The sequence below is a fragment of the Hydrogenophaga palleronii genome (assembly GCF_031457455.1).
GTDB classification, from domain to species: domain Bacteria; phylum Pseudomonadota; class Gammaproteobacteria; order Burkholderiales; family Burkholderiaceae_C; genus Hydrogenophaga; species Hydrogenophaga palleronii_A.
Genome location: NZ_JAVDWU010000001.1, coordinates 626,995 through 648,421, shown reverse-complemented (window position 1 = coordinate 648,421; position 21,427 = coordinate 626,995). Strand labels below are relative to the sequence as shown.

Annotated in this window: 18 protein-coding genes, 1 other RNA gene and 1 riboswitch; of the genes, 8 read left to right on the top strand and 11 right to left on the bottom strand. The window is 64.4% G+C overall.

What is annotated here, in order from left to right:
• Positions 1–9: 9 nt before the first annotated feature.
• The 6 genes from J2W49_RS03025 to J2W49_RS03000 are packed head-to-tail and all read right to left on the bottom strand — an operon-like array spanning position 10 to position 6,438.
• Entirely contained in the window at positions 10–1,014 is a 1,005-nt protein-coding gene (locus J2W49_RS03025; RefSeq protein ID WP_310311456.1) for a FecCD family ABC transporter permease, read from the bottom strand.
• Positions 1,011–1,892, bottom strand: a complete 882-nt coding sequence (locus tag J2W49_RS03020; protein ID WP_405000973.1) for an ABC transporter substrate-binding protein — start codon at positions 1,890–1,892, stop codon at positions 1,011–1,013. The genes J2W49_RS03025 and J2W49_RS03020 overlap by 4 nt, the downstream gene beginning before the upstream one ends.
• On the bottom strand, positions 1,889–2,452 hold the full coding sequence (locus J2W49_RS03015; RefSeq protein ID WP_310311454.1) for a bifunctional adenosylcobinamide kinase/adenosylcobinamide-phosphate guanylyltransferase: 564 nt from the start codon (positions 2,450–2,452) through the stop codon (positions 1,889–1,891). The genes J2W49_RS03020 and J2W49_RS03015 overlap by 4 nt, the downstream gene beginning before the upstream one ends.
• Positions 2,445–3,269 (bottom strand): ABC transporter substrate-binding protein, encoded by an 825-nt coding sequence (locus tag J2W49_RS03010; RefSeq protein WP_310311452.1) that lies wholly within the window; start codon positions 3,267–3,269, stop codon positions 2,445–2,447. Before J2W49_RS03010 ends, J2W49_RS03015 begins: the two co-directional genes overlap by 8 nt.
• Positions 3,266–4,609 (bottom strand): cobyrinic acid a,c-diamide synthase CobB, encoded by a 1,344-nt coding sequence (locus tag J2W49_RS03005; RefSeq protein ID WP_310311450.1) that lies wholly within the window; start codon positions 4,607–4,609, stop codon positions 3,266–3,268. Before J2W49_RS03005 ends, J2W49_RS03010 begins: the two co-directional genes overlap by 4 nt.
• The gene (locus tag J2W49_RS03000) at positions 4,606–6,438 is read right to left on the bottom strand and encodes a TonB-dependent receptor domain-containing protein (protein WP_310311448.1); all 1,833 of its coding nucleotides are present in this window, start codon (positions 6,436–6,438) and stop codon (positions 4,606–4,608) included. Before J2W49_RS03000 ends, J2W49_RS03005 begins: the two co-directional genes overlap by 4 nt.
• A gap of 77 nt (positions 6,439–6,515) precedes the next feature.
• Positions 6,516–6,779, bottom strand: a riboswitch (cobalamin riboswitch).
• A gap of 49 nt (positions 6,780–6,828) precedes the next feature.
• Between J2W49_RS03000 and J2W49_RS02995 the strand changes: the two genes are divergently transcribed.
• The 4 genes from J2W49_RS02995 to J2W49_RS02980 all read left to right on the top strand — a co-directional run bounded on the left by J2W49_RS02995 (position 6,829) and on the right by J2W49_RS02980 (position 8,820).
• Positions 6,829–7,083, top strand: a complete 255-nt coding sequence (locus J2W49_RS02995; protein WP_310311446.1) for a DUF904 domain-containing protein — start codon at positions 6,829–6,831, stop codon at positions 7,081–7,083.
• Entirely contained in the window at positions 7,080–7,442 is a 363-nt protein-coding gene (locus tag J2W49_RS02990) for a cell division protein ZapA (protein ID WP_310311444.1), read from the top strand. Before J2W49_RS02995 ends, J2W49_RS02990 begins: the two co-directional genes overlap by 4 nt.
• A 109-nt stretch (positions 7,443–7,551) precedes the next feature.
• A non-coding RNA gene (gene ssrS, locus J2W49_RS02985) (6S RNA) lies at positions 7,552–7,731 on the top strand.
• A 273-nt stretch (positions 7,732–8,004) separates the two neighbouring features.
• Positions 8,005–8,820 (top strand): sulfite exporter TauE/SafE family protein, encoded by an 816-nt coding sequence (locus tag J2W49_RS02980; RefSeq protein ID WP_310311442.1) that lies wholly within the window; start codon positions 8,005–8,007, stop codon positions 8,818–8,820.
• A gap of 81 nt (positions 8,821–8,901) precedes the next feature.
• Here J2W49_RS02980 and rraA read toward each other — a convergent pair whose 3' ends face one another.
• Positions 8,902–9,429 (bottom strand): ribonuclease E activity regulator RraA, encoded by a 528-nt coding sequence (rraA, locus tag J2W49_RS02975; RefSeq protein ID WP_310311440.1) that lies wholly within the window; start codon positions 9,427–9,429, stop codon positions 8,902–8,904.
• A 293-nt stretch (positions 9,430–9,722) separates the two neighbouring features.
• Here rraA and J2W49_RS02970 point away from each other — a divergent pair, with 293 nt between their 5' ends.
• From J2W49_RS02970 to J2W49_RS02955, 4 genes are all read left to right on the top strand, one after another.
• The gene (locus tag J2W49_RS02970) at positions 9,723–10,190 is read left to right on the top strand and encodes an SWIB/MDM2 domain-containing protein (protein WP_310312149.1); all 468 of its coding nucleotides are present in this window, start codon (positions 9,723–9,725) and stop codon (positions 10,188–10,190) included.
• 350 nt (positions 10,191–10,540) lie between these two features.
• Positions 10,541–12,343, top strand: coding sequence for an adenylate/guanylate cyclase domain-containing protein (locus tag J2W49_RS02965; protein ID WP_310311438.1), 1,803 nt, complete (start codon positions 10,541–10,543; stop codon positions 12,341–12,343).
• Positions 12,344–12,359: 16 nt separating this feature from the next.
• Complete coding sequence (locus tag J2W49_RS02960) at positions 12,360–13,475, top strand: phosphatase PAP2 family protein (RefSeq protein WP_310311437.1); 1,116 nt, start codon at positions 12,360–12,362, stop codon at positions 13,473–13,475.
• A 61-nt stretch (positions 13,476–13,536) separates the two neighbouring features.
• Positions 13,537–15,543, top strand: a complete 2,007-nt coding sequence (locus J2W49_RS02955; protein WP_310311435.1) for a S8/S53 family peptidase — start codon at positions 13,537–13,539, stop codon at positions 15,541–15,543.
• A gap of 45 nt (positions 15,544–15,588) precedes the next feature.
• Here the strand turns inward: J2W49_RS02955 and J2W49_RS02950 are convergent, their stop codons facing one another.
• From J2W49_RS02950 to J2W49_RS02935, 4 genes are all read right to left on the bottom strand, one after another.
• Positions 15,589–16,239 (bottom strand): Crp/Fnr family transcriptional regulator, encoded by a 651-nt coding sequence (locus tag J2W49_RS02950; RefSeq protein WP_310311433.1) that lies wholly within the window; start codon positions 16,237–16,239, stop codon positions 15,589–15,591.
• 8 nt (positions 16,240–16,247) lie between these two features.
• Positions 16,248–16,943 (bottom strand): helix-turn-helix transcriptional regulator, encoded by a 696-nt coding sequence (locus J2W49_RS02945; RefSeq protein WP_310311431.1) that lies wholly within the window; start codon positions 16,941–16,943, stop codon positions 16,248–16,250.
• A 274-nt stretch (positions 16,944–17,217) separates the two neighbouring features.
• On the bottom strand, positions 17,218–18,906 hold the full coding sequence (locus J2W49_RS02940; protein ID WP_310311429.1) for a thiamine pyrophosphate-binding protein: 1,689 nt from the start codon (positions 18,904–18,906) through the stop codon (positions 17,218–17,220).
• Positions 18,907–18,941: 35 nt separating this feature from the next.
• Positions 18,942–21,362 carry a DUF1631 family protein gene (locus J2W49_RS02935; RefSeq protein WP_310311427.1) on the bottom strand — a complete coding sequence of 807 codons (2,421 nt, stop codon included), beginning with the start codon at positions 21,360–21,362 and terminating at the stop codon, positions 18,942–18,944.
• Positions 21,363–21,427 lie beyond the last annotated feature (65 nt).

Below are 21,427 nucleotides of genomic sequence, written 5' to 3'. Positions count from 1 at the left end.
GTGCGGCGCTCACAGCCCACCTCCAGGCCGGCGGCGCCGGTGCATCAGCCAGAGCAGATAGCTGCCGCCCAGCACCGCGGTGAGCACGCCCACGGGCAGCTCCTGCGGCGCGATCACCCAGCGCGCCAGCACGTCTGCGGCCATCAGCAGCAGGCCGCCCATCAACGCACTGAGCACCAGCAGCCTGCCATGCGTGGTCTTCACGATGGAGCGCACCAGGTGCGGCGAGGCCAGACCCACAAACGCGATCAGGCCGGTTTGCGCCACGGCCGCACCCGTGGCCAGGGCCAGCACCGCCACCAGCACGCCACGCACGGCCAGCAGCGGCAGGCCGAGGCTGAGCGCCGTCGATTCCCCCAGCGCCAGCCCGTCCAGCACCCGCCCCAGCGATGCGGCCACCAGCAGGCTGCCGATCAACGCCGCCGCCATCACGCCACAGGCCGACCAACCCACGAAGCCCGTGCTGCCCAGCGAAAAACCCTGCATGGCCTGCAGCGTGTCGGGCTCGGCGATGGTCACCAGATCACGCACGGCGCCCAGCACCACGCCCACGATCACGCCGGCCAGCAGCAGACGCAGAGTGTGCTGCACGCCCTTGGCCAGCGCCAGCGTGAGCATCACGCCCAGCACTGCACCAGCGAACGCCGCGCCGGTCAGGCCCAGCCGCACCAGCCACTGCGTGGCAAACGGTGACGCGCCGAAGAAAGCCAGCACCAAAGCCACGCCCAGCGCCGCACCCGAAGCGCTGCCCAGAAGATAGGGATCAGCCAGCGGATTGCGGAACAGTCCCTGGGCCACCGACCCGGCCAGGCCGAGCAAGGCGCCCGCTACCCAGGCCCCCAAGGTTCGCGGTAGCCGGATGTCCCACAGGATCTGCCAGGCCACCGGGTCGGTTCGCGCGTTCAGCACACTGTCGAAACCGGTGCTGCCCACGCCCGCTCCCAGCGCCAGCACGGCGGCTGCCGCCAGCAGCAAGGCGCTGCCGAGCCAGAGGCTGTGGCGCGCGCCGCTCATGGCACACCTTTGTCGGCGATACACCGCGCCATGACCCTTGCGGCTTCGGCCATGCGAGGGCCTGGGCGCACCAGGACGTCGGACTCTTCCGGCGTGAAGACGCACAACCGCTGCTCACGCAAGGCGCGCATGCCGGCCCAGCCCGGTCGCTGCGCCATGCCGTTCACGTTGCGTGCGCCGATCATGATCAGATCCGGGTTGGCGCGCACCACGTATTCGGGGTTGATGCGCGGAAACGGACCGAGCGCGGGATCGACCACGTTTTGCACACCCAGGCGCGTCATCATCTCTCCAATGAAAGACCCCGCCCCGGCCGCATAGCCACCGGTGCTGACCTCGTAGTACACGCGCAAAGAGCGGGCGCTGGGCGGAAGCGACTGCGCCGCAGCGCTCACACCCGCCTCAATGGCGCGCCAGATGCGATCGGCGTCAGGTACCTCCAGCAACTGGCCCAGTTTTCCCATGACCCGCTGCGCGCCCACCGAGTTTTTCGGCTCCAGCGCCACCACCTTCAGCCCCAGCGCTTCCAGCCGCTGCACGCCACGCGAGGACGTGGCCATCAACACAACATCGGGCCTCAGCGCCACGATGGCCTCGATGTTGGGGTCGATGCCCCCGCCGGTCTTGAGCAGTGCCTGCACCGAAGCAGGAAAGTTCGAATAGCGGTCCACCCCCACCAGCCGGTGGCACTGGCCCAGTTCGCAAACCGTCTCCGTCAACGAAGGCAGCAGGGAGACAATGCGTTGCGGCGACTGCGCCAGCGTCACGGTCACACCCCGGTCGTCGATGATCTGCAAGCCAGCGGCCTGCAACACGCCCGCCCCCAACAGGCCCATGCACAGGCCGCACCACCGCAGGAACCCAACCCAAGCTTTCATGAGACGTCTTTCAAGGTCAGCGGCAAGCCGGCCGCCATCAAGGTGACACGCGCACACACGGTAGCCACCCGCTGGTTCAAGCCGCCCAGCGCGTCCACGAAAGCGCGCACATCGCGCCCCATGGGGATCACACCCAGACCAATCTCGTTGCTCACCAACACCACCGGCCCGTGCGCGTGCCCTATCGCGTTGCACAGCGCGAAGGTCGGCGCATCGGGATCGCCAGGGGCTCCTTCGGCCGGCATCATCAAGTTCGTCAACCACAAGGTGAGGCAGTCCACCACCACCAGCGTCTGCGACGCACTGTGTGCTTGCACGGCCTCGGCCAGGGCCAGCGGTTCTTCCACCGTGCGCATGCCCGGCACCCGCTCGGCCCGGTCGCGCCGGTGGCGCGCGATACGTTCGCGCATCTCGTCGTCCCAGGCCTGACCGGTGGCGACCATCACCGCGCGGTGTGCGGGCGATGCGTCTAGCCACTGGCGCGCGAGCAATTCGGCACGGCGGGACTTCCCGCTGCGCTGGCCGCCCAGGATGAGTTCACTGCGCACAGTCTCAGCCATGGGTCTTCATCCACTGGGTGACGATGCGGTGCATCTGCTCCACGCCGTCGGTAAGGGCCGCCGGCCCAGGTTGAAGGATGTCGGCCGACTTGATCTCGAACAGTTGCCCGGTTTTCAACGCAGCCACGTTTTCCCAGCCGGGGCGGGCCACCACCTTCTCGGGCCTGAACTTCTTGCCGCACCAGGAACCGATGATGATGTCGGGGTTGCGCCGCACGATCTCGGCGCCATCGGCAATGATGCGATCCTTGCCCAGCGACTGCTGCGCCAGCTCAGGGAAACAATCGTCGCCACCCGCCACATCCAACAGCTCGGACACCCAACGGATGCCGCTGATGTGCGGCTCGTCCCATTCTTCAAAAAACACGCGCGGACGGCGCTTGCCCGCCGCCACCAGCGCATCGACCACCTGACGCATCTCCTCCAGACGCACACGCCGGGCATCCATCCACGCCAGTCCGGCATCCGCACACCCCACCATGGCCGCCACCTGGTACAGCATGGAGAACACCTCTTCCACGCTGCGCTGGTTAAACACCGTCACCTGCACGCCCGCGCGCACCAGCGCTGCGGCTATATCGGCCTGCAGGTCAGAAAAACCAAACACGCAGTCCGGTTGCAGCGCCAGGATCTTGTCGATCTTGGCGGTCAGGAAGGCGCTCACCTTGGGCTTTTCATCGCGCGCCCGGCGCGGCCGCACGGTGTAGCCGGAGATGCCCACGATGCGGTGCTCCTGCCCCAGCAGGTAGAGCCACTCGGTGGTCTCTTCGGTCAGGCAGACGATGCGCTGCGGGCCCAGCGAGTGGTGCTTGTTCATGCAAGGGCCTCCGGTAAAAACAGCGAAGCCGCCGCTTCGGGGCTGGACGCAAACCAGGTGTGAAAGTAGCTGGCCCGCACCGACCCTTGCGCGTAAAGCGCCTCACCGTCGGACACCACCCTCGCCCGCGCCGGTACGGTCCGGGCCGCCGGCTGCAAGGACGTGTCGCACACAGAGTAGTGAAAGGTATGGCCACGCAACTCGCCTGCAGGCAGCGGGAGCCGGTGCGGCCCCAAAGCCGCCAGGCGTTTCTGCATGCGCACAGCACCAGGCAGCACACCCCAACCATCGTGGCGATGCCCCTCCGCATCCACCACCGCGTCGAACAACACCATCATGCCGCCGCATTCGGCCCATACCGGCTTGGCCGCCCCCACATGGACAGCCAGGCTTTCCCGACAGGTGTGGCTGTTCGCCAAAGCCGCACCATGCAGTTCCGGGTAGCCCCCCGGCAACCACACCGCATCGCAAGGTGGCACAGGTTCGTCGGCCAGCGGTGAAAAAAACACCAACCGTGCACCCAGCGCCTGCAAGGTGTCCAGATTGGCGGGATAGATAAAACAGAAAGCCGCATCTCGGGCCACCGCCACCGTGCGCCCTTTCAGCAGGGGTGCGACAGGCCCCGCAGGCAATGGGGGATCAAAGTCCACCGTCCATCGCGACAGTGCGGCCATGTCCATCTGCCCCAGTTCCGTGGTGGACAGTGCATGCGCAGCAGCGTCCAGCCGCGCCATGGCATCAGGCAATTCAGAAGCCACGGTCAAACCCAGGTGACGCTCGGGCAAGGTGAAACGCTCATCGCGCAGCACCGCCCCCAGCCAGGCAGACGCGGAACCCTCAGGTCCATCACGCAGCGCCGATTCCAGCATCTGCGCGTGGCGCTCCCCGGCCACCCGGTTCGCCAGCACACCGGCCCAGGGCATGCCCGCACGGAAGTGCTGCAACCCGAACGCCAGCGCACCAAAGGTGCCCGCCATGGCCGATGCGTCGATCACCGCCAGCACGGGCAACTGAAAACGCTGTGCCAGATCGGCCGCGCTGGGCTCGCCGTCGAACAGGCCCATCACCCCCTCCACCACGATCAGGTCCGCATCGACTGCAGCGGCATGCAGGCGCTCGCGGGCATCGGCCTCGCCCGTCATCCACAGGTCCAGGTTATGCACCGGGTGACCGGTGGCCAGCGCCAGCCAGTGCGGGTCGAGAAAGTCGGGCCCGCACTTGAACGCCCGCACCCTCCGCCCGGCGCGCGCGTGCAGCCGAGCCAGCGCTGCGGCCACGGTGGTCTTGCCCTGGCCAGACGCCGGAGCCGCCACCAGAACAGCCGGGCAGCGCGCACTCACCGCTTGGGCTTCCAGTCCAGCGTGAGGTAGGCGGCGCGACCGGGCTGGTTGTAGCCGCGCGCCGTCTCGTACACCTTGTCGGCCAGGTTGTTCAGCCGCAGGTTCAGCGACCAGTCCTTGCGCAATTGGTACGCCGCGTAAAGGTCCAGTGTGGCAAAGCCGGGCAGCGGCTCCGTGTTGGCTGCGTTGTTGAAGCGATCGGACACCGCCAGCAGCGAACCGCCCCAGGTCCAGGCGCCACGCTGGTGGTCCAAGGCCAGGGTCAGTGTTTCGTCGGCGCGGCGCTGCAGCTTGAGCTGATTGGCTTCGTTGCGTGCGTCCAGCAATTCCAGGTTCGCGTTCCAGGTCCAATTGCCCGCCGCACCGGTGTAGCCCAGCGACCAGCCTTCCATGCGGGCACGGGGCACGTTCAACACCACCGGCTGGGTGGTGATGAAGCCACGCACCCGGTTGTCGAAGCGGGTGAGCTTGACCTCGTGCAAACCCCGGCTGTAGGTCAACCCCACTTCGCTGTTCTTGCCACGCTCGGGCTGTGTCGTGGGGTTGCCGTTGAAGAAAGGCGACACGTAGTACAACGTGTTGAACGAAGGCATCTTGAACGAAGTGCCATAGGCCACGTGCGGCCGCCAGTGCGGCGTGATCTGGTAGCCGTAGCTGGCAAAGCCGGTGGTGGCGTCGCCGAACTGCGAGTTGCTGTCGCGCCGCAGGTTGGCCTGCCAGAAATGCGCGCCTGATTGACCATGCAAGCCCGCAAACACGGCGCGCGTGGTGCGGCTGTTCACGGCATAGGACTGCGTACCGGAAACCTCCTCGCGAATCGATTCGAGACCCACGATCACGTTGCCGGCGGCTGTGTTCAAGTCGTGCTGCAGGGTCGTCTGCGTCTGCGCGGTGTCGAACTGCCCGGTGTCAAAAGCCGTGAAGCTGGTGGAACGGTCTTCGCTGCGGGCGAGCTTGAGTTGTGTGCGCGAGTTGGCCGACCATTTCCGTTCCAGGCCCCAGCCGGCAATGCGCGTGGTGGTGTCCGTGCGCACATTGAAGTCGCCCAGGCCCTGGTCGTATTGGGACGTGCCATCGGCCTGGGTGAAATGAACGTTGGTCGACCAGCTGGGCGCAAAAGCCCAGCGCAGCGAGCCGGAAACGCTGTCCTGGTCGAAGCCGTCGTTGTCCGGGTTGTATCCACCAAAGGCCACGTTCGGGTTGGTCGCCGAAAAGCCGTCTTCGCGCACGGTGCCGAAGTTGAGGGCGTAGGTCAGCGTGTCGGTACCACCGCTGAGGCCACCGGTGGCGGCGCGGTGGCCAAAACTGCCCAGTGTGACGCTGGCGTTGGGGTGGAAGCCTTTGGACCCCTGCTTGGTGAACACCTGCACCACACCACCCACGGCATCGCTGCCATACAGCGCAGATGCGGGGCCCTTGAGCACTTCGATGCGCTCGACCATGCCCAGCGGAATGTTGTCAAGCGATGCCGAACCAGCCGTGGACGAGCCGTAGCGCACGCCGTCCACCAGCAGCAGCACGTGCCGGGATTCGGTGCCACGCACGAACAGGCCCGACTGCTTGCCCAAGCCACCGTTGGCCGACATTTGCAGCCCGGCTGATCGCGAAAGCACCTCGGACAATGTGCGGCCGGTGGATCTCTCCAGCGTGTCGGCTTCGATCACCACCACATCGCTCAGCAGGGCATCGGTACGGGTTTCGACACGCGTGGCGGTGACCACGGTTTCCTTGAGCAGGGCGACGGTTTCCGTCTGGGCGTGGGAAGGGAAAGCCGCCAGCAAGGCGAGCGGCAGCGCGGCAAGGTGCACGCGCGAAGACTTGTTTTTCATGAAAGAGAACCAGCTTGGGTGTCCTCACCGTCTTCCCCGACAGTGCATGGACGTCACGGAAGCGTGCCCGTTGCCGGACGCACTACCACCTTGTTGGCCGGTATCCGGGCTGACAGAACAACCTTCATCGCCTTCCCAGGGCACAGGCCTTCGACAAGGACTGCGATCCAGTGGCTGCGTGATGAAAGCGGAGCGAACCGAAAGGGTTTCGGGTCTCTCGTCTGCTTACCGTTGCGGGGGCAGCGCAGGTTAGGTCTGTTCGGGTGAACGCGACCCCCCTGCTTCCCGTTGAACTGCGGCATGTGAACCACACCGCGAGCACCAACGGCTGGCATTGTACGCCCGGCCATCGCGCGTCGACCCTACAATGAGCAAACTCAAGTGGTAACCATGGCCGACATCAAGCACCTTGACCAGATCGCCGAGCGGGTAGAACGCTTGCTGCTGCGCCATGAAGAACTCCAGCGCACCAATGCCCTGCTGCATGAACAGATCCAGGCCCTGCAAAGCGAGCGCGACACCCTTAAATCCCGCCTGAACGCCGCTCGCGCGCGCATCGACGCCTTGCTCGACCGGCTACCAGGCAGTCAAGGTGCTGCCGAGTCCGATCCCGTCGCCGACCCCAGCCGCCAGGAGCGCGCATGAACAAGCCCACCAGCAAGCAGGTTGAAGTTCAGATCATGGGACAGAGCTATCTGCTGGCCTGCCCAGTGGGTGGCGAATCGGCGCTGCTCGATGCCGTGGAGCGTGTGGACACCGCCATGTGCCGCATTCGCGACGCTGGCAAGGTCAAGGCACGCGACCGCATCGCTGTGCTGGCTTCTCTCAATCTCGCCTTCGAACTTTCGCAACGCGAAGCCGACAGTTTTCAGGCTTCGTCATTTGGTGGCGAAGCATCGCAGCTCGGTGATGCCGAAGACACCGACCCCGCCGTCCAGGCCCGGGTGGACGAGCTCATCCGCCGGCTCGACGGTACGCTCGGCTTAGACGGCCAGTTGCTCTGACCGGCGTTTGCAGCGCAGCCCTTCTTTTCCTGTTCAACTGCCGTCCGTCTGTCAGAGGTTTTTTCTGGACCAATGGTCCACACACCTCTTCGCGTGCACCTACAATTTGAACTGTCTGCAGTGCGCGCCGGGCTTTATATTTCCTTGAACCAATGCTCATAGAGCCCGGGCTTGGAACATCGCATGGTGGGTGTGAGCGTCTCGCGTCAGACGAACCCGAAGCCATGCTGACCTTGCCCACCTGAACCCCGGTTCAGGATGCCGGTCCGGTGGCACTTGCAGACACCCCTATTCCGCACACCCCCCTGCGCCGCTTCGCGGCTTCCCCCCTCTCCTGCGGGAGGGGGAACGCAGCCAGTAGCCCGGCGAAGCCGGTTCCACGGCTGCCCTGGACCGATTCCCCTTCCTGCATGTGGTCCTGGTGTTTGGCGGCAGCCCCACAGCCAAGCTGTTTCGTCGCCTGACGTGCTGGCTGCCTCAAGCTGAATCACATTCACGGACGCGCTGGACGGCCCACATCCCCGCGCACGCTTGCCGCTTGGCGTTCGGCCACAATCCCTCCATGATTTTTGAACCTCTGTTGATCGCTCAGCTGATCGTGCTGGGCCTGTGTACCGGCTTTCTGGCTGGCCTCTTGGGTATTGGTGGCGGCATGATCATGGTGCCGTTCATCTCGGCGATTCTGGCGGGCCGTGGCGTGCCGGTGGATCTCTCGGTCAAGATGGCCATCGCCACATCCATGGCCACCATCATCTTCACCTCCATCTCCAGCGTGCGCGCGCACCACCAGCGGGGCGCTGTGCGCTGGGACATTGCCAAGCGCCTTTCGCCCGGCATCGTGCTCGGCGCCGCTTTGGCCAGCCTGGGCGTGTTCGCCTTGCTCAAGGGCAGTTGGCTGGCGCTGTTCTTTGCGGCCTTTGTGAGCTTCTCTGCCACGCAAATGCTGATGGAACGCAAGCCCAAGGCCACCCGCACACTGCCCGGCACCGCTGGCCAGGTGGCAGCTGGCACCACCATCGGTTTTCTCTCTGGCCTGGTCGGCGCCGGGGGTGGTTTTGTGAGCGTGCCCTTCATGACCTGGTGCAACGTCACCATCCACAACGCCGTGGCCACCAGCGCCGCACTGGGCTTTCCCATTGCGCTGGCCAATGCGGTGGGCTATGCCATCTCTGGGCAGGGTGTGGCCGATCTGCCGCCGGGGTCGTTCGGCTACATCTTCATACCGGCCCTGGTGGTGATCGCCGTGTTCAGCGTGCTCATGGCGCCAGTGGGTGTGCGGGCGGCGCACGCCCTTCCGGTGAAATCACTGCGGCGGGTGTTTGCCGGAATTCTCTTCCTGCTGGCGGCCTACATGGCCTACAAAGGCTTGACCGCTTGAAGTGCCTTGATGTGCACTAATGTGGATCGAAGGCGAGACTTCAGCTCCTCAACGCCGTTCTGAATCTCGAGTACGCGCCCTTTAACCCAGCTTGCGGTCGGCCAGCACAATGCCGTCTTCGTCGGCATACAACCAGTCACCCGGCCTCACCCACACCCCCTGGATCTGCAACGCCACGTCACGTTGCCCTTCGGTGCGCCGCTCGGTGGGCATCGGTATCAAGGCCAGCGCCCTGATGCCCACATCGCACGCCGCTAGCTCTGCCGCATCGCGCACGCAGCCATTGACCACCACACCGGCCCAGCCATTGCGCGCTGCCGCAGCGGCCAGGTTGCCGCCCACCAGCGCACGGCGCAGCGAGCCCCCACCGTCCACCACCAGCACACGCCCTTCGCCCGGGCTCTCCACGGCCTGCTTCACTGGTGTGTTGTCTTCAAAGCATTTCACCGTGACCACTGCGCCGGCAAAACGCTGCCGGCCACCCATGCTCAGGAACACCGGTGGCAGCACCCGGAAGCGGCCGGAATCATCGCTCTTGTGCGCGTCGCACAGATCGCAAGTGGGCACGAAAGGGGTGAACTCAGGTGGGCTGGAAGTACTGGACGACATGGTCGATCTCACGAAGGATTAGATGTGTTTTGAAGAGGTTTGGCAGAAGGAAACGCAGAGGAAAAAACACCATCATAGGCAGTGAACCCCAGGCACCATGCGGGTGCCACGCACACAAGGCGCGCAGAAGTGTTGTTTTCCGTGCCACAAACCGGTGTTCCCTCTATGAAATTCGCTCAAAAAGCGCGCTGCCCATCTTGGATTGCTTCTGCAAGTCCATTAGCATCCGAGACACCAGTAAGAAAGCGCGTTTTCTGCTGGTGAATTACAAACTTCTAGAAGGACATTCAACCATGGCAACTGCGAAAAAAGCGCCCGCTAAAAAAGCGGCACCGGCAAAGAAAGCCGCCGCACCAGCGAAGAAAGCTGCACCGGCCAAGAAGGCGGCAGCACCTGCGAAAAAAGCGGCACCGGCCAAGAAGGCGGCACCTGCCAAGAAAGCCGCTCCAGCGAAAAAGGCGGCTCCCGCCAAAAAGGCGGCTCCCGCCAAAAAGGCAGCCCCCGCCAAGAAGCGCACCCCCAACGCGGCCTTCATGAAGGCCATGACCCCCAGCGCTGCACTGGCCGCCATCGTGGGCAGCAATCCGCTGCCACGCACCGAAGTGACCAAGAAGGTCTGGGAATACATCAAGAAGAACAAGCTGCAAGACGCCGTCAACCGTCGCATGATCAACGCCGACGCCAAGCTGAAGGAGATCTTCAAGAAGGCCCAGGCTTCCATGTTCGAGATGACCAAGATGATCAACGATCACCTCAAGTGATCCCTGCCTGCGGCAGCTCTAACTCGGAGCTGCCGCACACAGAAAAAGCCGGCGCAAGCCGGCTTTTTTTTCGCCTGTGCGCCGTCGCCATGAGCAGTTGCTGCCCATCACAAACCGAATCAGCGACCGCGACGGTTGGGGCGCCATCCCCCATTTGTGCCTGACCTGCGATTCAATTCCGCGTTCAGACCACACCGTTCAACCTGCACGCATTGATGGAAACGTCAACAACGCAACGCTTCGTCGCCGAATGCACACGGTCTGCCATAGGGCGTGTCGCCAAACTGTGAGAAACTTTGTCCACTGTTTCCCCCAGTTGTGGGATGACACCTTCAACAACAACCACCAACATGCAGTTACAAGGTTCCAGCGTCGACGCGCCACTGGATGGTGCCTTGCCTTTGCAACAACACAAGGTGGTGCTGGTGGTGGATCTGGTGGAATCGGTGCGCCTGATGGCGAGCAACGAAGCAGCGGTGGTGGAGCGCTGGCAAGGGTTCATGCGGTTCGCATCCAAGTGCGTGCCTGAACACCGCGGCCGGTTGGTCAAGAGCCTGGGCGACGGCCTGCTGGCTGAATTCGACGAAGCCGCCGACGCCGTGCAGACGGCCATGGCACTGCACAGCCACTTCATCCCGGTGAACAAATCCTTGCACCCGAACGAGCAGTTGCACCTTCGCGCCGGCATCAACGCCAGCCAGCTGTACGTGGGTGAACACGATGTGTACGGTCATGGTGTGAACCTGGCGGCTCGTGTGGCCAGTCTGGCCGAGCCCGGCGACATCGTCGTCACCGCCAGCGTGCGCGACGGCATTGTCGACGGCGTGGACGGCGAAGTGGAAGACATGGGCGAGAGCTACCTCAAGCACTGGCCCGAACCGGTGCGCACCTGGCGTGTGCACCCGGTGCGAGCGGGGCAAGTCTTGTGGCGGCCTGAGCCTCGCGAAGCTGCCGCCACCGACTTCCGACCTTCCATTGCCGTCATTCCCTTTGAAGCGCGCAACCCGTCGCCTGAACACTTTGTGATCGGGGAGCTGATTGCCGACGGCGTGATTGCGCAGCTTTCTCGCAGCCAAGACCTTCGCGTGATCTCCCGCCTCTCCACCACCGCGTTTCGCGGGCGGCGCGCATCGGCCAGCGAGATCGATGGCCGGCTTGATGCCGCCTTCGTGCTCAGCGGCAGCTACGCCACCCTGGGAGGCAAAGTGGTCATCATGGCCGAGCTGGCCGACACCCGACGCAACGAGGTGGTGTGGGCCGAACGCCTCAGCGGCGACACGATGGACCTGATGGAAGTGCAGAGCGAAATGCTGGGTTCGCTCTGCACCGCCTGTGCCCATGCTCTTCTCAACTCAGAAGTGCAGCGCAGTCTGGTGCTGCCCTTGCCCAAGCTCGACAGCAACGCGCTCATGCTGGGTGGCATCACCCTCATGCACCGCTCCACCCCGCGCGATTTGCAGCGCAGCCACCAGTTGCTTGAAGCCGTGGCTGAGCGGCACAAGCGCGTGGCCGCGCCTTGGGCATGGCTCGCGAAATGGCACATCATGCAAGTGGTGCAAGGACTCTCCGGCGAACCTGCGCGAGATTTCCACCGTGCAATTGCCACCGCAAACCGAGCACTCGACCTTGAGCCCAATAGTTCGCTCGCTCTCGCCATCAAAGGGCATGCACTGTGCCACCTCGGTGAAGACGTGGCAACTTCTCGCCAGTTGCTTCTGGAAGCAGCCCAGGGAAACCCAAATGACCCAATGGCCTGGCTTTACAACAGCGTGTGGTCTCAAATGTGGGGCAACGCAGAGGACTCAGTGGTGGAAGCTGAGAACGCATTGCGACTTTCTCCTCTCGACCCTCAGAAATACTACTTCGAGATGATGCTGGCGGCCAGCTACGTAGCGCTTGAGCGTTGGGAGGAAGTAGTCGAATTGTGCAAATCCTCCCTCAAGAAGAACCGGTATCACCTCCCGACGATTCGATCTCTCATGACTGCACAGCATGAACTTGGCGAGAAAGCAGAAGCCCGAAAGACGTTCGAAATCATGCTGACATTGCAATCCAACCTAACTATTGACAAGTACCTGTCGTCGGGGGGCGAGAGCGCGCTCCGTCGTCGGGTAGCCAAAGTGATGGAGTCGCTTGGATTACCGAAAAACTGAATACAAAGGAAAAAACATGAGCAGTGGCATCAGCAGTGGCATCAGCAGTGGCATCAGCAGTGGCATCAGCAGCGGCATTAGTAGTGGCATTAGTAGTGGCATTAGCAGCGGGATCAGCAGTGGCATCAGCGCCGCTGTCGTATCCTCCGACGCCCTTATCCTCAGCCGCGCCGCCATCGTTGGCCCTTATATCGGTCCGGCACTCCATGTCAACGAGCCTGGATTCGACAAGCCCGACAACCTGGCCCTGTGGGCCGACGGCCCCCGCATCGAAGCCTGTTTTTCAGACCTCGCCGAAGGCCTGCTCTTCAAGACCCGCAACGGACCGAAGGAAGCGGAGCTGGGGTTTGCCAATCTGCAGGTCAACAACATCCAGCGCAAACCCTTGGTGACCTTGCGTGCACCCACCAAAGGCCAGTTCAAAAAGCAGCTGGATCTGACGGCCGCCTATGCCGACCTGCGTGCCGACCGCGCCGCCGAAGTGATCGCACAGGTGGGTTTGCCGGTGGCGTTCTGGTCTTCCGTGATCGGGCTCTCGGCGCACCGCCACAAGAAAACGCTGCAACTCATGGAACTGGTGTTCCTGCTGTGTGTGGAAACGGAAATGCGCTTCAAGCACATCTTCGCCAGCCTGCGGCCGGTGGCCATGTCGCCCCAGATCCAGCCCATGATCGAAACGCCGGGCCATGGCAGTTGGCCCAGCGGCCATGCCACGGAATCCTTCGCATTTGCCGTGTTCTTTGAGAAATTGCTCGACGCCGCGTCCCCTCCGGAGGCCACACCGGCCAACGGCACCGCCAGCCGCGAACAGTTGCAGCGCCTGGCGGCGCGCATCGCCACCAACCGAGTGGTGGCTGGCGTGCACTTCCCCGTCGACAGTGCAGCGGGCCGCATGCTGGGCACGGCGTTGGCCGAATTCCTGGTGGCCCGCGCCACGGGAGGCAAGGTGCACGAGCGCGGCTTTGATGGCCGCCAATACCAGAAGCCAGACGGCACTGCGCTGGATTTCAGCCTGCACCAGCCCCTGACCGACGGCGATATCGGCTACTCGCGTGCGGCCAACGGTTACTCGGTCGGTAGTGCCCCGCTGGTGGGCTGGCTCTGGGAGGAAGCCCTCAAGGAGTGGGCATGAGCACCGCCCGGCCGTTCCGAAGGTGCTCAGCCCCGCAGTGCGAAGCACGGAGGGTAGTCCAGTGACCGCGACTCCACCCAAGCCTTGGCAGCCTCTGCCGAAAGGTGTATTCACGGGCACCAATTGGAGTCAACCCGGCGCCACTGCCGGTGAAGACCCCTATCTGATCTGGGCCGAGAGCGATCACTTCGCGGGCTACCGCCTGGGCCATGGGCACAAGCCACCCAAATGGGTGCCCATCGTGATCGAGCTCACTGCTCAGGCCAGCGTGCAAGACCTTGTGGATGCTTCGTCGACACGCTGGCTGCAAATACCCAAGGTGTATGTGGAGGTGAACCTGCCCACGCTGCGTTACTGCACGGCCCGTGTGCGCTCGGCTTTCTTCAAGCACCTGCGCCACAACGCGCACCTGCGCAGCCTAATCCAGCGCTACGAACTGGGCTTGCCCGTGGGGCACCATACCCACGCCATCAAGAATCCCTGCAGCAAAGACGGCCTTACCCATTTGACGCAAGAAGCGCCCTCCCCTGGTGACAGGCTCACCGGCAAAGTGCTCGGTGTGATCGACGGCGGACTGGCTGTGGCCAATGCCACCTTCCGCCGCAAGCAGGGCACCGGCGCCACGCGGGTGCAATACTTCTGGCGGCAGGACAACTACTACGGCGGACCATGGCCCGGGCAAGCCACGCATGGTCACCGCGAGGTGCCGCTTGACCCTGAGCGCGCCGGCCCCATTCCAGACGACATGGGCTACGGGCATGAACTCACCGGCGCCGCCATCGACGAAGCCATTGCGCAATTCACCCACAACGGCCAGTTGGACGAAGAGGCGCTTTATGCGTACCTACAGATGTGGGACCTGAGTCGCCCGGTCAACCACGGTACCCATGTGACCAGCCTCGCCGCTGGCGCCGTCCTGCCACTGAACCCTCAACACGACGAAGCCAGCCGGGTGAACCTGGTGGCCGTGCAGCTCGACTGGTCCAACGTGCTCGACACCTCTGGCGGCGCCATGAATGTGAGCGTGCTTGATGGCCTCATGTTCATTCTGGCCCGCTGTGCCGATTCGGCCCAGGTGGTGGTGAACATCAGCTGGGGCACGCTGGCTGGCCCGCACGACGGCAGTTCCATACTGGAGGCTGCCATGGACCAGTTGATTGAACTGCGCAATGGTCAGCTAAAAATTGCCGTGCCTGCCGGCAACGCCTACCAGAGCCGCACCCACGCCAATGCCACGCTGCAGCCAGGGCAGTCACTGCCGCTGAACTGGCGCGTGCAACCCGACGACCACACCGAGAGTTTCCTGGAGCTGTGGCTGCAGGACGGCGCGGAAGGGGTGGAGATCGCGGTCACGCCGCCGGGCTACACGCAAGCTTTGCCGGTCGTGCGCATGGGCCAATCGGGATTATGGATGGGTGAGGCTCACTCGCAGGGGTCTGGCGCAGAGCCTGTTTGCGCCCTCATCTTTCCGACAAGCTCTGCCCTGGGTACTCAAGGAACCTGCGCCCTGCTGGCGCTGGCGCCCACCTTCAGTCACCGTGCCTCCGTGACGACTGCGCCCTTTGGCCGGTGGCAGGTCACGCTGACCAATCACGGCGAAAACGCGGTGACGCTGGACGCCTACATCGAGCGCGACGACGTGGCCCTGGGCCAGAACACCGGTGCCAAACAGCCGTATTTTGAAGACGCGCTCTACGACACCAGCGGCAACCTGGAAGCCTGGGTGGACCATCCGGGTAATCCAACACCCATCCGCCGCAGCGGCACCTTCAACAGCCTGTCCACCGGGCAACGCACCGTGAGCGTGGGCGGCACGCGCCGCGAAGCCGACCCCACGAGCCCGGTGGGTCCGTTCGCGTTGTATTCGCCTCAGAAACCCGATCCGGACGCCGGCCGTCCTCAGCGACCGGGCGTGAAGAAGGTACCCGACACCCTCAAACCCAGCGACGACAACTCAGCCCTGTGGGGCGTGCTGGGAACGGGCAGCTTGAGCGGCAGCGTGGTGAGGCTGGCTGGCACCAGTTCATCGTCGCCGCAATTGGCAAGGGATCTGATCAACGACTGGTGAGCTGCGTACGAAACGGCGATCGATTGCCCGACCAGAGGCAAAGACTCACCAACGCGCAGGCAAGGGCTTGAGCAGCCAGATCCAGCGTTCTCGCACGGCAACGTAGCCGCCGGTTTCCAGGTCGCGCAGCAGCCGGCTCACCATTTCACGGGAGCAGGCCAGGTGCTGTGCCATGGCCTGGTGGGTCATTCGTTCGCGCAACGCGCGTTCGCCCGCTTCGTTGGGCTCCCTGGCCATCTGGTTGAGCAGCCTAACCAGCCGGCCGTACACGTCAATGAGCGCCACGCTGCGGGCGCTTTCCGTGGCCAGGCGGGCGCGGCGGATAAGCCGGGCCATGAGTTCAAGGGCAAATTCCGGCTCAGATGCGATGTAGCTCAGGAGCACTTCACGCGAGACGACCGAACAGGTGCAGTTCTCTGAGGCTTCTACATTGGCAGAGCGCGGCCCGCCGTCGAGCGACATTTCACCGACGTACTCCATGGGCCCGTAGCTACCCAGGGTGAGTTCCTTGCCATTGCCATCGGCCAGGAAGGCGCGCAGGCGGCCTTGCTGAACGATATAGAGCGTGTCGCCGGTCTCACCTTCCTGGATCAGCAATGCGCCCCGGCGATAACGCCGCTGAACGCCCAGCCGGGCCAGGGCCTGAATGTGGTGGGTGGATTGGGGAGCTTGAAAAGTGGGGAGCGCCGCGTTCATCCCTCCAATTATGGATGGACGAACTCCGTTGCGCCATGCGCCATGGGGGTGATGATGCGCAAGGCCGGCACCACCGGGGGCAGGCTGGTCACGCGTTGCATGAGCCTGCGGATGCTGGAGCAGCCGGTTTTCTCACGCAGCGACTTCACCTGGCTGCGCACCGTGGACTCGGCCACGCCGTGTTCACGGGCAATTTCCGGCACGCCCAAACCACGGCACAGGCCGATCATGACCGACTCTTCGCTGGGGCTCAGGCCCTTGTTGCGGGCAAACATGCGCACCGCGAGGTTGTCGCAGGTGCTCTGCCGCTGAAGCAGCACCAGCACGGTGGGCGATTCGGCCTCCAGCGGGTGGCTCAGGGGAATGAAGGCCAGCGACAACTCCAGCTCGTTTTGCTCCAGCAAGACCAGTTTGCGCTGGCCGCGGCAGGCGTGGTCCAGCCCCTGCTGGATCATGGCGCTGTGCTCGGTGGTGCTGCCCAGCAGGGAGTTGCCACGCACCATGACCAGCCGCCCGCTGGCCAGTTCGTGGCGGGCAAGGTGGTTGGCGTGCTGGATCTGCCCTTGCGCGTCGATCACCAGGACGCCGTAGTCGATTTCGTCGAGCATGCGCAACAGCATGGCTGCGCCGGGCCCCTTGGGGGTAAGCGACTGACGACCTGCCTGAGCCGCCGTACCGTAGTCCATTTCGTTAAGTTGCCACATGATCGGAACCTCCTGAAGTTGGCTTCAGTGTAGGAAGAACGTGTTCTTAAGTGGCGTATCAAGGTACCCGTCAGTTTGTGATCTAGTACCTGGATTCGGTACTCCCCCCTGCGCCGCTGACGCGGCTTCCCCCCTCTCTTGCGCGCCTTCGGCGCTGGGAGGGGGGACGGCACCCTTGGGCCGGCGGAGCCGGACCTTCGGTGCCCCTGGATTTGGCGCTACCTCGTGCGTTGTGGACTGGCGCTTTTACTCAGGCGCCTTCGTGCAACGATGTTCAGGACTTCCTTATTGCGCTTAACGTGGCGCGGGTGGTGATGACCTCGAGGTCCAGCGCGACCTCGATCAGTACCCCGCCCTCCCCTTGCAGTGCACGCAGCAGGGCAGGCTCGAATTCACTGGTGTGGGTGATGCGTTCGGCGCGGTAGCCGTAGGCGGTGGCGAGTGCGCAGAAGTCGGGGTTTTGCAGGTCGGAGCCGCTGGTGCGGGCGGGGTACTCGCGCTCCTGGTGCATGCGGATGGTGCCAAAGCTGCCGTTGTTGAGCAGCAGCACGATGCTCTTGGCGCCGTGCATCACGGCGGTGGCCAGTTCCTGCCCGTTCATGAGGAAGTCGCCGTCACCCGCAATGGTGAAAGCCGTGCGCCCGGTGAGGATGGCTGCGGCCACACCGGCGGGCACACCGTAGCCCATGGCGCCGTTGGTGGGCGCGAGCTGGGTCTTGTGGCCTTTGACCAGGCCGTGGTAGCGATAAAACCGGTGCAGCCAGCTGGCGAAATTGCCGGCCCCGTTGGTGAGCACGGCGTCGGCCGGCAGGTGTTGCTGCAGGGTGTGAATGATGGCCGGCATGTCAATGGTGCCGGGCAGCGTGATGCCGCCGTTGGCGGGGTCGATGTTGGCCAGGTAGTCGGCGTGGCAGGCGTTGGCCCAGTCTGCCCACGGCACTGTGGGCGGAGCCGCCAGCACTTCGAGGCTGCGCGCGGCGGCGTTCATGGTGGCGCAAATGGCCAGGGTGGCCTGGTACACGCGGTTGAGTTCTTCGGCGCTGGAATGGATGTGCACCAGTTTTTGCCGCGCCACGGGCGCCTGAATGAGCGTGTAGCCGCCCGTGGTGGATTCACCCAGCCTGGGGCCGAGTGCGATCAGCAGGTCGCTGTCGCGCACGCGGGCAGCCAGCGCGGGGTTGATGCCCAGGCCCACGTCGCCTGCATAGAGCGGGTGGTGGTTGTCGAACGTGTCCTGAAAGCGGAAGGCGTTGGCCACGGGCAGTTGCCAGTTGTCTGCAAAGCGCTGCAGGGCCGCGGCGGCCTGCGGTGTCCAGCCGCCACCGCCCGCGATCACCAGCGGTCGCCGGGCCTGCATCAGCAGTTCACGCAATTCACGCAGCGAACCCGGGTCGCTCCAGGCTTGTACCGGCTCAACGCGGGGCAAGGGTTCGGCATCAACCGATTGCGTGAGCATGTCTTCGGGCAGCACCAGCACCACTGGCCCGGGCCGGCCGTTCATGGCGGTGGCAAAGGCGCGGGCCACGTATTCGGGAATGCGCCGGGCGTCGTCGATGCGCTCGACCCGCTTGGCCATGCCCTTGGTGCTGGGGCCGAAAAAGACGGCGTAGTCCATTTCCTGAAACGCCTCGCGGTCGCGCGCATCACTGGCCACATCACCCACGAACAGCACCATGGGCGTTGAGTCCTGGAACGCGGTGTGCACGCCGATGGACGCATTGGTGGCCCCAGGCCCCCGGGTGACGAAGCACACACCGGGCCGGCCGGTGAGCTTGCCCTGGGCTTCGGCCATGAAGGCGGCGCCGCCTTCCTGCCGGTTGGTGATGAAGCGAATGCGGTCGGCGTGGGCATGGAAGCCGTCCAGCACGGCAAGATAACTTTCGCCCGGCACGCCAAAGGCGTGGGTCACGCCCTGGGCGATCAGGCATTCAACGAGAAGGTGGCCAGCGAGTTGGGTAGTCATGCGGCCAATTGTGCCCGCATGCGCACGGGGACCGATCAGCGGGCTTCGCCTGCAGGACCGCCGTTGTCGCCGGTGTCGGCAATGGCCTGGATGGCCATCTGCACCACGGCATGGGTGTCCACCGGGCGCAGCCAGCGGCGGCGGATCAGCTTGATGCAGCTGCGCCTGCTCATGGAGTGCGCGCGACCACCGCTGCTGGTGAACATGAACAGAGTGCCGCGTGCGCTGGCCCAGATCATCTGGGCGCGCAGCCACTCGCCGTGGGAGCACAGGTCGATCCAGTCGCCCACGCGCAGCTGAGCCAGCACCCCCTCGGCGTCCTGGTCCGACATCGGTGCACCCACCGGCGGCACGTCGTCGTCGCCCCCATCGTCCGAGGGAAAGTCCGACAGTTCACCAAAGTCGGTCGAGGGTGCTTCTTCGAAGCCGGCCGCATGGAGTTCGCTGCGGTCCAGCCAGGGTTCTTCGGCTTCGCGCAGGCGCAATTGCTCCGACGTGGCGGGCAAGGTCTCGTCGAGGTCCATCGACATCGAAGAATCCAGCGGCGTGGGGCCGGAGATCGTGCCATCGTGCCGCACCCGGGCACGGCGAGCGCCCAGCACGGGCTCGTGCAGGCGCATGAGCGCGTCGAAGAACGGCTTCGTTTCGTCCTTGGTCATGCCCAGCATGTCGAGCCCGTTGTGCAGGGTCTGGATCAGATCGGGCAGGATTTCAAAAAGTTGGGCCGGGCGGCGCATGACGACTTCTTTGCGCCCACACCAGAGCAGCGGGTCCACGGCGGCGCGGTAGCCGCCCGGGTCGTCGCCACCGTTGGGGTGGGTGAGGCGGGCAGAGGCGATCACCAGCGACCAGATTCTGCTCAGAAAGTCCACGATGAAGCCGGGCACGCCTTCAAGATCCGCCTGCTGGCCGAGTTCGCGGGTGAAGTGGTCGGCCAGTGCCTGGCGCTCGTCGGCAAAGCGCATGGCGCGCAAGCGCTGATCCTTGAGCACCTTCTCGCGCTGGTCCTGGTTGTCCCAGAGTTCACGCATGGCGGTCAACACGTCGGCAAAGATCTTGGGGTCCTCGGTCGCTGATTCGTTGAGCAGGTTGAACGCCAGGCGCACCGGCTGCATGAAATCGCCGAATTCGGAAGCAAATTCGTCGTTGTATTTGAAGGAACGCTGGGCCACGCTTTCCACCAGACGTCGGGCCGGGTGGTCGGCCTCGCTGAAGAATCGCGGTTGCACCAGCGCCAGCCGCTGCAGGGCGGGCTCGACGGCCACCATGGCCTCGCGCACTGGTGCCAGCAACAACGGATCGCGGGCCACCTGGTTCACCAGCCGACGCACCACGTCGATGCCCATGGCCTGGGCCACACGTTCGGCCTTCAGCTTGAGTTTCAGAACCACACGGGCGCGCTCACGGGGATCGGCGAACACACCCCAATCTGTGGCGTTGAGCCGCGAATCGATGTCGACCTCGCGCGCGGAACGGTCCACGGCAGGCAGGGCCTGATCGCGGTGCGCATGGTCCACCACTTCGCTGAGCACCGGCAATGCCACGTGTTCGTCCAGTTGCGCCAGTTCCTGCTTCACCTGTTCAAAGTAGTCGTCAGACAGCGCCCGCGCGAAGGGCACACCGCCGTGCTGCAGGAATGCCAGCAGAATCGCCTGGCTCACTTCTGACTTGGCGCGGGCCAGAGCAACCATGGTCGGCAGCACCAGCCGCGCCGGCTTTGCAGCGGCGGAACCCGCATCGCCTCTGCCCGCCAGACCAGAATCGTCGCCCAGCAAGTCGCGGCGCGGTGGCGGGGCGGGTTGAGGCGCTTCAACCAGACGCACGCGATAGCTCACCTGTTCCTTGGTGGCACGCTGCAGCATGAGCGCCAGATGCTGATACAGGCGTCGCAGCTCAAGGCCCAGCGTGGGCGCAATGTGGCGTAGCCAGACCGCCCGCACCCCAGGGCTTGGTTCGAGCGACGCCATCAGGTCGCGCAGCACGCCCATGAAAACCGAAGGCCGCAAAGGTGTGTTTTCGACAAGAATGGCGCCCTGCCCGCTGAGGGAGCTCAGGCGGGCGTCAAGGGCCGCCAGATCCTGCTCCACCGCCGTCTGCAACTCCTGCAACAGCCGCGCCGCGTCCAGCCATTCGTTGACCGCTTGTTCGTCTTCCAGCGCCAGTTCGTGCTTGGAGGCATGCAGGTGAAGCGCCTTGTCGGGCCCTTGATTGCCATGCTGGCCAGCAGAGAAGGCTTCGCGCAGGAGGTGGGCATAGGCAAGGCACCAGTCGGCCTTGTTCTGAAGCAGGTCCCACCAGACCTTGGAAGACGCGTCGTGCACCACCACTTCGCGCCCTTGCCCGGCCAGGGCTTTGAGGGAGGTCACGGCATCGTCCAGGCAACGCCCGAGGAGTTCGGGGGATTGCTGCAGTGCTTCCTTCAAGCACTGCGACAGCAGCGGAGATGTGACCAACATGGCGGGAGACTGGCTCAATGCGAAGGTAGGGGATTCGAATTTATACCCGGGAATCGATGACGTTC